This is a genomic window from Bacillus sp. MYb56 (genome assembly GCF_002976445.1).
In the GTDB taxonomy this organism is placed as follows: domain Bacteria; phylum Bacillota; class Bacilli; order Bacillales; family Bacillaceae_G; genus Bacillus_A; species Bacillus_A mycoides.
This window is the reverse complement of the sequence record NZ_PCOH01000001.1, coordinates 134,698-148,926: the sequence shown is the minus strand read 5'-3', so window position 1 is coordinate 148,926 and position 14,229 is coordinate 134,698. Positions and strand designations below refer to the sequence as shown.

Genomic DNA, 14,229 nt, shown 5'->3' with positions numbered 1-14,229 from the left:
CAATTTTTACTCTTCATCCCAATATATACGAAATGAAATTATTAAAGAACCCCAATGGTATTCCATCAAAAAGGAATTCCATTGGGATTCTTTATTTTTTAATTTGTAATAGCGTATATTTTCACTGTAAATTTGTTAGTGGCACCAAGTGGGCTTGCAATATAATATTTAGTATTCGTATAAGCTTCAGTCCTAGATCCATGTGAAATATTTTTCCAACGAGTAGAATCTGTACCTAGAGAAACGTCAATCATTACATTGAAAGAGATAGAAGAAGGATGATCTTTTTCTGAAGGCTCAATAATCCATTTTAATTCCTTAGTACCTACAGGTAAACTATCAATTTTAAAGTTTTGACTGGATCGATTTTGTTGTCCGGACAAAGGGCTAGATTCGGATGAAATTTGCGAAATTAATATTTCTTTTTCATTCGAATGTATACCATTTAATTTAATGATACTATCAATTAAACCTGGACCAGGAAAATCAGCTGCGATAATACCAGAATGTTTAATTCCACCTTGTTGCAAGAGTTCGGTCCCAAGTGTATTCATTCCACCATAAAATACTTGACCATTTATATCACGAGGGAAATCTTCCCACGCATTAGTTGTAGCTTTTTGAATCATCTTGGGGTTACTATCAGTATTTCTGCTCTCTTTACCACTTGCAACAAACCAAGGATAAACATTATTTAATAATGCAGCAGCACCACCTGTGCCACTAAAATGGTTAAGATAGATTTTATCATTGTTAAAATTATTATTTGCATTTTGAAGTTGGGTTCTCACCGCATTCCATTTTTCATACATTCCGTCTGGTCCGTTTTCAATTTCAAATGTATCTTGTATATTTAAGCTATCGTAATTAATACCATATTGCTGAGAGGCTGTAAAGTTTTGTAAGATTACAATTTTCCCTCGGATGTCTCCTAGAGTAGGGTTATTTCTTTTTGAAGTTGGTACAGAACTCGGATCCCAAAAATAGGAAGAATTAAGGTCTTTGTATTTATTAAGTATTTCCTCGAATGATAGTGAGCCACTTTCAGGAGTAGTTTCTTCTTTTAAGCGCATTAAAATTGTTTCTGTAGGATGATCTTTTAAAAATTGAATTGCCTCTTTTAATACATCTTCAAACATTGCTTTTTGATTTACAATCCCATGGTACATTGCAAAAGAATCTTTTACACGTTTAACACGCATATCTACATATCGAATTCCGGAATTTAATTGTTGTGGTAGACTCATAGTTTGATTTCTTGTCAAATTTTCATCAAGAAAACTTGCTCCATGTAAAGCCATTGTACCGTGAGTCCCTGGAATAGATATTTCACTCAATTTTGTTGAATCTGCTACTTTCGACATCCATGCTGGGTTTTGATAGCCTATATTGGATTCATAGGAATAACCTGGATGACTATCAGCAAAAATAGTAGATGGTGTACTTAAACTTGCTAGTGTGAAACAAGTAAGGATACTAATTTTAAAAAAATTCCTCATTTTTATTTTGTTCATTTTATCTCTCCTGACTTTTAAACAATAGATATAATAAAACAAGATGATTTTTTACTACATCTATTGTTTTCATTCTTAAAGTAATGAATTTTTGTGTTTGAAAAAATCAAAATAGGGTAGGAAGTTATTTGAGATTTTAATAGTTTGTTGTAATAAATTGTATCTAATAGTCAAACGGATTCTTAAAGAATTGAAGCATAGATAGGTAAAAAACAAACTTTCCGCTGTACTGTATACAAACAAAACAGAAGTCTTAAAAAAGACTTCTATTTTGTGACATATAATGAATGATAAGGTGGTTAACAAATCAAGATAATGTGACTGAGTGGTAAAAATCTATTTATAGCTGTTTCAGAATTTTTTATAACAAGGTTACTTATGAAAAATGGGACTCTGTTAGGCTAACAAAAATTAAGAAATTCTACTCATTAAAACTTAAACTAACTACAGTTGCGATAGATTGGGCTGCATGTTCCCAGCTTCCATCTATCACTTTTCCAATCTGTTGACCAAGTGTATTTAAATCATTTGGATTAACTGGAATCCCATTATACGCAGCAAGAATTGATAAAAGTGGAGCGGCAAAAGGTGTCCAACCACCTCTATCAATATTAAATACAGGCTTATCTATTACCTTTCCATCTTGCACTGTAAACTCATAATAAAATTGATCATCTGGACGAAAACTTAAATGATGAGAAATTTGTCCCTTAACATATGTTTTACCGCCACCTAAATTTACTACTTCAATTGGTTTTACATTAAATTCATGCTCAAATACTTTAATTTTTTTAACTTCTGGACCATTTAAGGCAGCTTTAACTGCTGTTTCCAAATTATTTTGTGCAAATGGTTGAATACTCATCTGTGTCTCTTCTTTTTGGATAGGAGCCTCTTTTTCAGCAGCAAACACTGATGTACTTGGTAGTGCACCTGTAGCCAATGTAGCTGCAAGTGCTGTCGTCATCATGATTTTTCTTTTCATCTTCATAGTTTTCTTCCTCCCTTAAAGTTATGATATATAATTTTTTAAAGACTGACATGGGGCAATATTTTATTTCATAATGCACGCAAAAAACTAGTTTAAGAATTATGTGAAATTATGTCAGGAAATTAAAGTTAATTATATATGCACTTACAATGATAGCTATCTACACATATTTTTTCAATTTTCTAATAAATAATACAGTAATACCTTTTCATAAGGCAATTTAGTGTTTCAATTCTCTCTTTGTACGTTTTAAACAAATTAAAATCGTAGTGGTAATAATATATTTGTAATCAAATGTCGTATATACTTCGAGAAAAGTACACAATATTTTTATAAAAAACTATAGGAATTATCATGATATAGTTATCAAACTAAGTAAGATAAATGTTAATATTATGAAGAGATTCCAGTGATCTGCTATAAAATTACTGAAAAATGAGCATGACATCATACACGCATGCGATTGAAAAATTTTATAAGTGGCGTATAAAACTATAACAAATACTACAAATCAATTAAAAAATTTCAGTTATTCTGAATGCGAAGGGCACGTAATATTTATTGTGAACTGTAGTACTGATTAAGATTTTAGGAGGAAGTATGAACAAGAAGATTAAAAGAATCATATTAATTATTGGTATATTAGTAGGCATTAGTATCTTTTTATATTTACAAAACAATTTAATAAGTATAACTGAGGTTAAAATAACCTCTAGTAAAATTCCCTCTTCTTTTAAAGGATATAAAATACTACAAATTTCAGATTTACATAATAAAAAATTTGGTGATAATCAAGACGTTTTAATTCAAAAAGTAAAAAGCATAAATCCAGATATTATTGCTATTACGGGTGATTTAATAGACAGTAAATCGTACGATGCAGAAATGAGTATGCAAGTAATACGAGAACTTGTGAAGGAATATCCGGTATATTTTGTGACAGGAAATCATGAAAAATGGTCAGGAAAATATAACAGTTTAGAAAAAAAATTAAAGAAACAGCATGTCACTGTTTTAAGAAATGAACATGTAATAATACAAAAGGGAGGACACGAAATAAACTTGTTAGGAATTGATGATCCGGAATTTAATACTGGAGATATTGATGAAGGAAGTATTGTAAAAGATGCAATTGTAAAAGCAAAAATTGAAACGCTGCCAGATAGGTATAATGTATTATTATCCCATAGGCCTGAATTTCTAGAAGAGTATGCTGAGGAGAAAGTAGATTTAGTGTTATCGGGTCATGCACATGGGGGACAAGTTCGGTTACCTTTTATCGGGGGATTAGTTGCTCCTAATCAAGGAATACTGCCCAAATATACAGCGGGTTTATATGAACAACAAAATACGTCTATGATAGTTAGTAGAGGATTAGGCAATAGTATCATTCCGCAAAGAGTTTTTAATAGACCTGAGATTGTAGTCGTGCAGTTAAATTAATCTGTACGGCTTTTTTGTTCAGGAGAATAATTTAAAGGTAGTTTTTCTTGAGTACAAGTTTCCATTACAATTTTGTTAAAATTTTTCAACGTTACATAAAGTAACAAAATTTGACCTATTGAGTTTGTTATAGTGTAAATAATCAAAAAACTTAAAAATTAGTCGAGTTAAAATAGTTATTATTAAGCAATATTAAAAATATAAAGGGGTGTACAAATGCATAAAGAATTTGAAATTGAAGAATATACGGCGATTGAGGAGCAAATTCATTATTATAGTACGTCTTTATTAGTAAGTCATCCTGAGCAAATTGTAAAGTATTTAGAAAAACGGTTGGAAAAGTATGCAGAAACGTTACAATATGCACATTTATATCCGGAAACGGTTATATTACCAATACAGCAAATAGTTATCGAATATTCATTAGATGTTGCTAGAATTAGAAGGTATTTAAATTTAAAAACATAACAAAAATCGAATAATTCACAATGAAACAGAGTCGACTTTAAGAAAAGATATTCTAATGTCGACTCTGTTTCATTGATTTAGTAAATAACAGAAAAAATATATGTTTGAAAAGTTTGACATATAATAATTCGAGAGTAAAATAAAAGTGAGTACTCACTCATTTTAAAGAAAAGGGGGGATTTTTAGTGCACCAACCTTCAATTATTTTACGAGATGTATCAAAAAGTTTTGGGAAAAAAGAAGTTTTGCATAACCTTTCGCTGCAAGTAGAAAAAGCAGAAATTTTTGGCTTGGTTGGACCTTCCGGATCAGGGAAAACAACACTCATTAAAATGATTGCAGGTATTAATGAGTCAACTACAGGGGATGTAATTGTTTTTAATACAAACATGCCTAATCTAAATGAAATGAAAATAATTGGTTATATGGCTCAGGCTGATGCATTATACGAAGAACTATCGGCATATGAAAATGCAGATTTTATTGCAACGATGTATGGGTTAAAAGGTAAGCGTAAGAAAGAGAGAATCGTAGAAGTTTTTGAACTTGTGCAATTATCAGAGCATATGAAAAAGCAAGTACAGCATTTTTCAGGTGGAATGAAAAAACGTTTATCATTGGCGATAGCACTCCTTCATGAACCAGAAATATTAATTTTAGATGAGCCAACAGTTGGGATAGATCCTCTACTTCGAAAATCGATTTGGGAGAAGTTTTATGACCTTAAAAAGAAAGGAACAACTATTATTGTAACAACGCACATTATGGATGAAGCTGAGTTTTGCGAACGTCTAGGGCTAATTAGAGAAGGGAATTTAGTTGCGATTGGCACACCGGAGGAATTGAAAAAACAAACATCTTCTGGACGAATTGAAGATGTCTTTATGTTAGAAGGAGTGATTGAATCATGAGAGTTAATGGTGTAGTCATCCGTATCATTCGTCAATTTTTTCGAGATAAGCGTTCTTTAGCAATGATGTTTGGGGCACCAATGTTATTACTTTGGTTATTGTCGCTAGTATTTACACAAAAAGACTATATACCGCATATTGCTGTAGTCGATGTACCTGCTCCTATAGTAAAAGCAATGAAAAATCAAGAAGCATCAATTTATGAATATAGTAAAGACAAAGCAATTTCGGAATTAGAAAAGCAAAAGGTAGATGCAGTAATTCATTTAGAAAATGGAAAAATGAATCTTCTATTAGAAGGCAGTGATTCATCAAAAAACCGTGCGGTACTTCAAGTATTGCAAAAGAGTACAGAGAAGAATAATGTATCAATGATGAAGCCTGAAGTGGATTATTTACATGGCTCTAAAGACATTACGATGTTTGATGGGCTTGGTCCCGTATTAATTGGTTTCTTTACATTTTTCTTTGTATTTATATTGTCCGGAGTATCTTTTGTAAGAGAACGTTTAAGTGGTACATTAGAGAGATTATTGTCCACACCAGTGAGAAGATGGGAAATAGTTGTAGGATATATTATTGGTTTTGGAATCTTTGCATTTATACAATCTATTATAATTGTAAGTTTTTCAGTTTATATTTTAGATTTATATGTAGCTGGCTCAATATGGCTAACGCTACTTATAACATGTATGCTTTCTTTAACTGCACTAACATTAGGCACATTTTTATCGGCATACGCAAATAATGAATTTCAAATGATTCAATTTATACCGCTTGTTATCGTGCCACAAGTTTTCTTTTCTGGGTTGTTTCCAATGGAATCCATGAATACATGGTTACAAATGTTAGGTAAATTATTTCCACTCACATATGGTGCTGACGCTATGAGACAAGTAATGATTCGGAATCAAGGGTTTACAGAGATTGCATTAGATCTTACTGTATTACTACTTTTTTCACTATTATTTGCAGTAGGAAATGTATTTGCATTAAAGAAACATCGCAAAATATAATGATGATAAAAAGGAGCACAATAAATGAAGAAGGATTGGCTGGAAGAATTAGTTGCCGCAACGAATACTGATAAACGTAATGAACGTCAAATGCGTATATTAGAGGCAGCTGTTGATATGTTTGGAGAAAAAGGGTACGCCTCAACTTCAACGAGTGAAATTGCAAAGCGAGCTGGTGTAGCGGAAGGAACAATCTTCCGCTACTATAAAACGAAAAAAGATTTATTGTTTGCAGTCGTGATGCCGACCTTAACAAAGTTCGCTGCACCATTTTTCGTACAAGCCTTTGCAAAAGAAATATTTAAAACAGAGTATGAATCGTATGAAGTGCTTTTAAGAGTAATAATTCAAAATAGATTTGAATTTGCTAAAAAGCACTTTCCAATGATAAAAATATTAATTCAAGAAGTACCATTTCAGCCAGAACTAAAAAGTGAAATACAACAATTAATAGAAACAGAACTGCTTGTACATTTTAAAAAGCTGATTGCTAAGTTTCAAGAAGAAGGGGAAATTATTGAACTTCCGCCTTCTTCTGTATTACGTCTTACTTTATCAGCTGTATTAGGGTTGCTCTTAACGAGGTTTTTATTATTGCCGGAAGAGAAATGGGACGATGAAGTGGAAATTGAAAATACGATTCAATTTATTTTGTATGGACTAACGCCACGGAGGTAATGTGATGCGACAATTTGCTAAACCGATAATTGTTGTAAGTAAATGTTTAGAATTTGATGCCTGTCGTTATAATGGAGAGATGGTTCCAGATTTAACAATTCGAAACTTGCAGCCATTTGTTACATTTATACCTGTATGTCCTGAAGTAGAAATTGGTTTAGGGACTCCTCGTGAAACGATACGTATTGTAGAAAAAAACGGTACGAATAGGCTTGTGCAACCGTCAACACGAGAAGACGTAACTGAAAAAATGGAGCAATTTTCAAATGAGTTTTTACAAACATTACCTGAAGTTGACGGTTTTATTTTGAAGAATCGTTCGCCAAGTTGCGGAACTCGTGATGTGAAAATCTATTCTGGTTTTGAAAAAGGACCAGTAAAAGGAAAAGGAACTGGATTATTTGGCGGAGCAGTAATAAAAAAATTTTCGCATCTTCCAATTGAAGAAGAAGGTAGATTGTCGAATTTTATTATTAGAGAGCATTTCTTTACAAGATTGTTTACAATCGCGCATTACAAAATGATTAAACATACTAAAAACATAAAAGAACTCGTAGCGTTTCAATCAGATTATAAGTATTTATTTATGGCATATAATCAGGTGAAACAAAAAGAATTAGGGCGTATTATTGCAAATCAAAAAAATGAAACAATTGAAGTCGTATTTGATAACTATGAGAAGACTTTATATAAATTATTTATTCGCGCGCCTCGCTATACATCGAATGTAAATGTATGTGAGCACATTTTCGGATATTTTAAAACAAAGCTAAAAAAACAAGAAAAAGATCATTTTTTAGAGCTGTTACAGAAGTATTCTGAAAAGAAAATCCCACTTAGTAGTTTACTTGTAATTTTAAAAACATGGGCCATTCGATTTGATGAAAAGTATTTATTAAGACAAACATATTTCGAACCATACCCTGAAGGGTTAGTAGAAATTTCTGATTCGGGAAAAGGTAGAGATTATTAAACAATAAATTACATAATTCGACACAAAACCTCCTATGTTGTTGTAGAACAATGTAGGAATTTTTTTGTGCATTGGTACAGAATCTGTTTTAAAATTAAGTTATGACAGAATTATAGCAATTGTCTAACTAATATTCGTGTCTTTTAAGAAGTAATGTTTGTAGTAGAAACTCGCACGCTGTCGAAACTCAATATTCGATAAGGGGTGTGTAGCGGAATGGAATTTACTCTAACTCGCGAAAAACAAATGATTAAAGAAATGGTACGTGATTTTGCTGAAAAGGAAATCGCACCGAAAGCTGTATATTATGACAAAACTGCGGAATTTCCATATGAAACATTTCAAAAAATGGGCGAACTGGGATTATTAGGTATCCCATTCCCGGAAGAGTATGGAGGTTCAGGTGGCGATACGTTATCGTACGCGTTAGCTGTTGAAGAGATTGGTCGTGCTTGTGGTGGAACAGGTTTAAGCTATGCTGCAACAATTTCATTAGGTGCTTCTCCAATTTATTATTTCGGTACAGAAGAACAAAAACAGAAATTTTTAGTTCCAATGGCGTCAGGTAAAACGTTAGGTGCTTTCGGATTAACGGAGCCAAATGCTGGATCTGATGCAGGGGGCACACAAACGAAAGCAATTTTAGATGGCGATGAATATGTTATTAGTGGTGAAAAGTGCTGGATTACAAACGCAGAGTATGCAAATACAATTATTGTAACCGCTATCAACGGTTTTGAAGACAATGGTAAAAAACGTATTTCTGCATTTATCGTACCGACTACTAGTGAAGGATTAACGATTTCAAGCCCTTACGATAAGATGGGTGTTCGTGCTTCTAATACTTGTGAAATCGTACTTGATGGTGTACGTGTACCGAAAGAAAATATTCTTGGTGATGTAAATAAAGGATTTAAACAATTCTTATATACACTTGATGGAGGACGTATTTCAATTGCAGCATTAGCAGTAGGTATTGCACAATCTGCATTTGAACGTGCATTGCAATATGCGAAAGAACGTCAACAATTTGGAAAATCGATTTCTAATTTCCAAGCGATTCAATTTAAATTGGCTGATATGGCGACTGAAGTAGAATTAGCGCGTAATTTAGTACATAAAGCAGCTTGGTTAAAAGATAACGATAAACCTTTCGGTAAAGAAGCGGCTATGGCAAAGTTGTTTGCATCTGAAGCTGCAAGTCGTATAGCAAATCATGCAGTACAAATTCATGGTGGATATGGCTATATGCGTGAATATGAAGTTGAACGATATATTCGTGATGCAAAACTTTTAGAAATTGGTGAAGGAACTTCTGAAATTCAACGTCTCGTAATTGCAAGACATTTAGGATGTAGATAAAAAGGAGGAGTCACTATGTTTCAAAAAATATTAATTGCTAATCGCGGGGAAATCGCAGTTCGCATTATGAAAACTTGTCAAAAACTTGGCATTCGTACCGTTGCTATTTATTCTGAGGCTGATGAAAATGCCCTTCATGTAAAATTGGCAAATGAAGCTTACTTAGTAGGCGGTCCGCGTGTCCAAGAAAGCTATTTAAACCTTGAAAAAATTATTGAAATAGCTAAGAAGACACATGCTGAAGCAATCCATCCGGGGTACGGATTATTATCAGAGAATCCATCTTTTCCGATTCGCTGTAAAGAAGAAGGAATCGTATTTATCGGTCCTTCAGAAGAAATCATTACTAAGATGGGAAGTAAAATTGAGTCACGTATAGCGATGCAAGCAGCAGATGTGCCAGTAGTTCCAGGCATTACTACAAATATTGAAACTGCTGAAGAAGCAATTGAAATTGCGAAACAAATTGGTTATCCATTAATGCTTAAGGCATCCGCGGGCGGCGGAGGCATTGGAATGCAGTTGATGGAAACTGAGCAAACGCTCACCAAAGCATTTGAAAGTAATAAAACAAGAGCGCAAAATTTCTTTGGTAACGGAGAAATGTATTTAGAGCGCTATATAGCAGATGCACATCATATTGAAATTCAGCTTTTAGCAGATACACATGGTAATACAGTGTATTTATGGGAACGCGAATGTTCAGTGCAGCGCCGAAATCAAAAAGTAATTGAAGAAGCACCTTCACCATTTTTAGATGAGGGTACACGAAAGGCTATGGGAGAAGTTGCTGTACAAGCTGCTAAAGCACTTGGTTATACAAATGCAGGTACAGTTGAGTTTCTTGTAGATGATCAAAAGAACTTTTATTTCTTAGAAATGAATACAAGATTACAAGTAGAACATCCAGTTACAGAAGAAATTACTGGGTTAGACTTAGTTGAACAACAATTACTTATCGCATATGGTGAGAAGCTATCATTTACACAGGATGATGTAAAACGTAGTGGTCATGCCATTGAGGCTCGTATTTACGCAGAAGATCCGAAAACATTCTTCCCATCACCTGGGAAAATTACAGATTTAACGTTACCGACAAATATACGTATTGATCACTTTTTGGAGAATCAAGTAACGATTACACCTTTCTATGATCCAATGATTGCGAAAGTAATCGCACATGGTGAAACTCGTGAAGAAGCGATTTCAAAATTAAAAATTGCTCTAGAAGAGTTAAAAATAGAAGGTATTAAAACAAACACACCAATGTTACTGCAAGTACTCGGAGACGATGTGTTCAAAAGTGGTATTTATACAACGGGTTTTGTAACGAAACAACTTGTTAAAAAGTAAGATTTATGAATATTAAGGGGGAAAAAATGATGACGAAAGTATATGCATCGATGGCAGGAAATGTTTGGAAGATTGTTGTAGGAGTAGGAGATACAGTAGAGGAAGAGCAGGATGTCGTCATTTTGGAATCTATGAAAATGGAAATTCCAATCGTTTCAGAAGAAGCCGGAACTGTTATGAAAATTAACGTACAAGAAGGCGATTTTGTAAATGAAGGAGATGTATTACTAGAAATTGAATAGGGAGATATAGGGGGAAGCGAATTGAAACTACCTAATTTTGCTGTCATTAAAGAAGTCGGGCCACGTGATGGCTTACAGAATGAAAAAAAGATTGTTGGCACAAAAGATAAAGTAAAATGGATTCAACTACTTACAGAAGCGGGATTGTCGTACGTTGAAGTTTCCTCATTCGTTCACCCTAAATGGGTTCCTGCATTAGCAGATGCAAGTGATGTATTTTCTGAGCTAAAAAGGGATCCAAATGTTACATATGCAGCGCTTGTTCCAAATCAAAATGGTTTGGAACGAGCTTTTTTGCAAAATGTAGATGAGGTGAATGTTTTTTTATCAGCAAGTGAATCTCACAATAAAAGTAATATTAATAAATCTATTAAAGAAGCATTAGCTGTAATTGAAGATATAACAAAACAGGCAACGTTCGAAGGTAAAAAGGTACGAGGCTATGTTTCTACTGTATTTGGATGTCCTTATGAAGGGGATATAAGTGCCACAGCAGTTGACGAAATATGTAATCAACTATTTTCATACGGCATTTATGAAGTTTCTCTCGGTGACACGATTGGTGTAGCGAATCCATTACAAGTAGAACAAGTATTAGAACATCTATTAAAGAAGTATGATGCTTCGCAGTTTGCAATGCATTTTCATAATACGTATGGAATGGCTCTGGCGAATGTAGTTAAGTCTTTAGAATATGGTATTACAACGTTTGATAGTTCTTGTGGTGGACTCGGAGGATGTCCTTATGCACCAGGAGCATCGGGTAATGTTGCTACTGATGACTTAGTGCATATGCTCCATAAGCTGGGAGTCCAAACTAATATTGATGAAGAAAAGTTATTGAGAGCGAGTCAGTTTATTCAAAGTAAGTTGAATATCCAATTACCGAGTCATGTGTATAGAGCGCTTCAACATAAAACGATAAGTAGGTGAGAAGATGCTACAATTACAAAACATTTCAGTTGACTATGTTACACCGCACGTTGTAAAGATTTCGTTAAATCGTGAAAGACAAGCAAACTCATTATCCTTGGCATTATTAGAAGAATTACAAACTATATTAACTCAAATAAACGAAGAATCAAATACGCGCGTTGTTATTTTAACAGGGGATGGCGAAAAAGCATTTTGCGCTGGTGCTGATCTAAAAGAGCGTGCCAACATGAGTGAAGAACAAGTTCGCCATGCTGTGGGTATGATTCGTTCTACTATGGAGATGGTGGAACAATTACCACAACCAGTTATTGCTGCTATTAATGGAATCGCACTTGGTGGAGGTACTGAATTAAGCTTAGCTTGTGATTTTAGAATTGCTTCTGACACTGCGAGTCTAGGTCTTACTGAAACTTCTCTTGCAATTATACCTGGAGCAGGTGGTACGCAGCGTTTACCGAGATTAATTGGAGTCGGTAGAGCAAAAGAATTAATTTATACAGGAAGACGTATTTCGGCGCAAGAAGCGAAAGAATATGGTTTAGTAGAATTCGTAGTACCAGCTGATTTACTAGAAGAGAAAGCAATTGAAATTGCAGATCGAATTGCTAAAAATGGTCCAATTGCTGTTCGATTAGCAAAAGAAGCAATTTCAAATGGTATTCAAGTAGATTTACATACCGGCTTACAAATGGAAAAACAGGCGTATGAGGGCGTAATCCATACGAAAGATAGATTAGAAGGATTACAGGCATTCAAGGAAAAACGCAAACCAATGTATAAGGGGGAGTAAATATGTTAGATCAAAAACAACAATCTAATTCATTTGAAGAACGAGTTGAAACAATTAAGCAAGGCGGGGCACCGAAATATCATGAACAAAACAAAGCAAAAGGAAAACTTTTTGTTCGAGATCGTTTAGCTCTTTTATTCGATAATGGTGAATATGTGGAAGATGCATTATTTGCAAATTGTGAACAAACCGGGTTACCAGCTGACGGCGTTGTAACTGCAACTGGTAAAATACATGGTCGCACTGCGTGCGTAATGGCAAATGATTCAACTGTTAAGGCTGGATCATGGGGAGCACGTACAGTTGAAAAGATTTTGCGTATTCAAGAAACGGCTGAGAAATTACGTGTACCGTTATTTTATTTAGTTGACTCTGCTGGGGCACGTATTACAGATCAAGTTGAAATGTTCCCTGGACGCCGCGGTGCGGGAAGAATTTTTTATAACCAAGTGAAATTATCTGGAAAAGTGCCACAAATTTGTTTATTATTTGGACCTTCAGCAGCTGGTGGTGCGTATATTCCAGCATTTTGTGACGTTGTTATGATGGTTGAAGGAAATGCTTCTATGTATTTAGGGTCTCCGCGTATGGCTGAAATGGTTATCGGTGAGAAGGTAACTTTAGAAGAAATGGGCGGAGCACGTATGCATTGCTCAGTATCAGGATGCGGAGATGTTTTATGTAAAACAGAAGAAGATGCAATTACGCAAGCAAGACAATATATTTCTTATTTTCCAAGTAACTATTTAGAAAAGACTCCTTTGATTACACCTCAAGAACCGAAACAGTTCGATAAAACGTTAGAAGAAATCATTCCAGAAAATCAAAATGCTCCTTTCAATATGAAAGATCTCATTAACAGAATTATTGATGAAGGTTCTTTCTTTGAAGTGAAAAAATTATTTGCTCAAGAACTAATTACAGGTTTAGCACGCATTGATGGTAAGCCAATTGGCATTATTGCAAATCAGCCGCGTATGAAGGGCGGCGTATTATTCCACGATTCAGCTGATAAAGCAGCGAAGTTTATAAATTTATGCGATGCATACCATATTCCATTATTATTCCTTGCAGATGTACCTGGATTTATGATTGGTACAAAAGTAGAACGTGCCGGAATTATTCGTCACGGTGCAAAAATGATCTCTGCAATGAGTGAAGCAACTGTACCGAAAATTTCTATCGTCGTTCGAAAAGCATATGGAGCTGGCTTATATGCAATGGCAGGTCCAGCGTTTGAACCAGATTGCTGCTTAGCATTACCAACAGCTTCTATTGCAGTAATGGGTCCAGAAGCAGCGGTCAATGCTGTATATGCAAATAAGATTGCAGCTTTACCAGAAGAAGAGCGTGCAAGCTTTATTGCTGAAAAACGAGAAGAGTATAAGAAAGATATTGATATTTACCGTTTAGCATCTGAGATGGTGATTGATGGTATTGTTCATCCAAACAATTTACGTGAAGAGCTAAAAGGACGATTCGAAATGTATATGAGTAAATATCAAGTATTCACGGATCGTAAACATCCTGTATATCCAGTTTAAAAGCCCTA

The 14,229-nt window shown here is 34.3% G+C and carries 14 protein-coding genes; 12 read left to right on the top strand and 2 right to left on the bottom strand.

The window, feature by feature from the left end; all coding sequences use genetic code 11:
• Window positions 1–98: 98 nt before the first annotated feature.
• The gene (locus CQ058_RS00725; RefSeq protein WP_002189656.1) at window positions 99–1,514 is read right to left on the bottom strand and encodes a phosphatidylinositol-specific phospholipase C; all 1,416 of its coding nucleotides are present in this window, start codon (window positions 1,512–1,514) and stop codon (window positions 99–101) included.
• Window positions 1,515–1,935: 421 nt separating this feature from the next.
• The gene (locus CQ058_RS00720) at window positions 1,936–2,505 is read right to left on the bottom strand and encodes a hypothetical protein (RefSeq protein WP_002189657.1); all 570 of its coding nucleotides are present in this window, start codon (window positions 2,503–2,505) and stop codon (window positions 1,936–1,938) included.
• Between the two features lie 600 nt (window positions 2,506–3,105).
• On the opposite strand from CQ058_RS00720, the gene CQ058_RS00715 reads away from it, so the two are divergent.
• The 12 genes from CQ058_RS00715 to CQ058_RS00660 all read left to right on the top strand — a co-directional run bounded on the left by CQ058_RS00715 (window position 3,106) and on the right by CQ058_RS00660 (window position 14,221).
• The gene (locus CQ058_RS00715) at window positions 3,106–3,948 is read left to right on the top strand and encodes a metallophosphoesterase (protein ID WP_002189658.1); all 843 of its coding nucleotides are present in this window, start codon (window positions 3,106–3,108) and stop codon (window positions 3,946–3,948) included.
• 216 nt (window positions 3,949–4,164) lie between these two features.
• Complete coding sequence (locus tag CQ058_RS00710) at window positions 4,165–4,416, top strand: hypothetical protein (protein WP_002017002.1); 252 nt, start codon at window positions 4,165–4,167, stop codon at window positions 4,414–4,416.
• Between the two features lie 185 nt (window positions 4,417–4,601).
• The gene (locus CQ058_RS00705) at window positions 4,602–5,327 is read left to right on the top strand and encodes an ABC transporter ATP-binding protein (RefSeq protein WP_002189659.1); all 726 of its coding nucleotides are present in this window, start codon (window positions 4,602–4,604) and stop codon (window positions 5,325–5,327) included.
• Entirely contained in the window at window positions 5,324–6,343 is a 1,020-nt protein-coding gene (locus CQ058_RS00700) for an ABC transporter permease (protein WP_002189660.1), read from the top strand. The genes CQ058_RS00705 and CQ058_RS00700 overlap by 4 nt, the downstream gene beginning before the upstream one ends.
• A gap of 24 nt (window positions 6,344–6,367) precedes the next feature.
• Window positions 6,368–7,021, top strand: coding sequence for a TetR/AcrR family transcriptional regulator (locus CQ058_RS00695; protein WP_002065518.1), 654 nt, complete (start codon window positions 6,368–6,370; stop codon window positions 7,019–7,021).
• Window positions 7,022–7,025: 4 nt separating this feature from the next.
• On the top strand, window positions 7,026–7,994 hold the full coding sequence (locus tag CQ058_RS00690; protein ID WP_002189662.1) for a YbgA family protein: 969 nt from the start codon (window positions 7,026–7,028) through the stop codon (window positions 7,992–7,994).
• Window positions 7,995–8,210: 216 nt separating this feature from the next.
• Entirely contained in the window at window positions 8,211–9,356 is a 1,146-nt protein-coding gene (locus tag CQ058_RS00685) for an acyl-CoA dehydrogenase (protein WP_002189664.1), read from the top strand.
• Window positions 9,357–9,371: 15 nt separating this feature from the next.
• On the top strand, window positions 9,372–10,709 hold the full coding sequence (locus tag CQ058_RS00680; RefSeq protein ID WP_002189666.1) for an acetyl-CoA carboxylase biotin carboxylase subunit: 1,338 nt from the start codon (window positions 9,372–9,374) through the stop codon (window positions 10,707–10,709).
• A 26-nt stretch (window positions 10,710–10,735) separates the two neighbouring features.
• Window positions 10,736–10,951, top strand: coding sequence for an acetyl-CoA carboxylase biotin carboxyl carrier protein subunit (locus CQ058_RS00675; RefSeq protein ID WP_001985297.1), 216 nt, complete (start codon window positions 10,736–10,738; stop codon window positions 10,949–10,951).
• 21 nt (window positions 10,952–10,972) lie between these two features.
• Window positions 10,973–11,884, top strand: a complete 912-nt coding sequence (gene mvaB, locus CQ058_RS00670) for a hydroxymethylglutaryl-CoA lyase (RefSeq protein WP_002017011.1) — start codon at window positions 10,973–10,975, stop codon at window positions 11,882–11,884.
• Window positions 11,885–11,888: 4 nt separating this feature from the next.
• Window positions 11,889–12,677, top strand: coding sequence for an enoyl-CoA hydratase (locus CQ058_RS00665; protein WP_002017012.1), 789 nt, complete (start codon window positions 11,889–11,891; stop codon window positions 12,675–12,677).
• A 2-nt stretch (window positions 12,678–12,679) separates the two neighbouring features.
• Window positions 12,680–14,221, top strand: a complete 1,542-nt coding sequence (locus CQ058_RS00660) for an acyl-CoA carboxylase subunit beta (protein ID WP_002017014.1) — start codon at window positions 12,680–12,682, stop codon at window positions 14,219–14,221.
• Window positions 14,222–14,229 lie beyond the last annotated feature (8 nt).

Coding starts and splice junctions, on each gene's coding strand:
- CQ058_RS00685 (WP_002189664.1), top strand. CDS start 8,211: ATGGAATTTACTCTAACTCGCGAAAAACAAATGATTAAAGAAATGGTA.
- CQ058_RS00715 (WP_002189658.1), top strand. CDS start 3,106: ATGAACAAGAAGATTAAAAGAATCATATTAATTATTGGTATATTAGTA.
- CQ058_RS00700 (WP_002189660.1), top strand. CDS start 5,324: ATGAGAGTTAATGGTGTAGTCATCCGTATCATTCGTCAATTTTTTCGA.
- CQ058_RS00725 (WP_002189656.1), bottom strand. CDS start 1,514: ATGAACAAAATAAAAATGAGGAATTTTTTTAAAATTAGTATCCTTACT.
- CQ058_RS00675 (WP_001985297.1), top strand. CDS start 10,736: ATGATGACGAAAGTATATGCATCGATGGCAGGAAATGTTTGGAAGATT.
- CQ058_RS00695 (WP_002065518.1), top strand. CDS start 6,368: ATGAAGAAGGATTGGCTGGAAGAATTAGTTGCCGCAACGAATACTGAT.
- CQ058_RS00660 (WP_002017014.1), top strand. CDS start 12,680: ATGTTAGATCAAAAACAACAATCTAATTCATTTGAAGAACGAGTTGAA.
- CQ058_RS00690 (WP_002189662.1), top strand. CDS start 7,026: ATGCGACAATTTGCTAAACCGATAATTGTTGTAAGTAAATGTTTAGAA.
- CQ058_RS00665 (WP_002017012.1), top strand. CDS start 11,889: ATGCTACAATTACAAAACATTTCAGTTGACTATGTTACACCGCACGTT.
- CQ058_RS00710 (WP_002017002.1), top strand. CDS start 4,165: ATGCATAAAGAATTTGAAATTGAAGAATATACGGCGATTGAGGAGCAA.
- CQ058_RS00680 (WP_002189666.1), top strand. CDS start 9,372: ATGTTTCAAAAAATATTAATTGCTAATCGCGGGGAAATCGCAGTTCGC.
- CQ058_RS00720 (WP_002189657.1), bottom strand. CDS start 2,505: ATGAAGATGAAAAGAAAAATCATGATGACGACAGCACTTGCAGCTACA.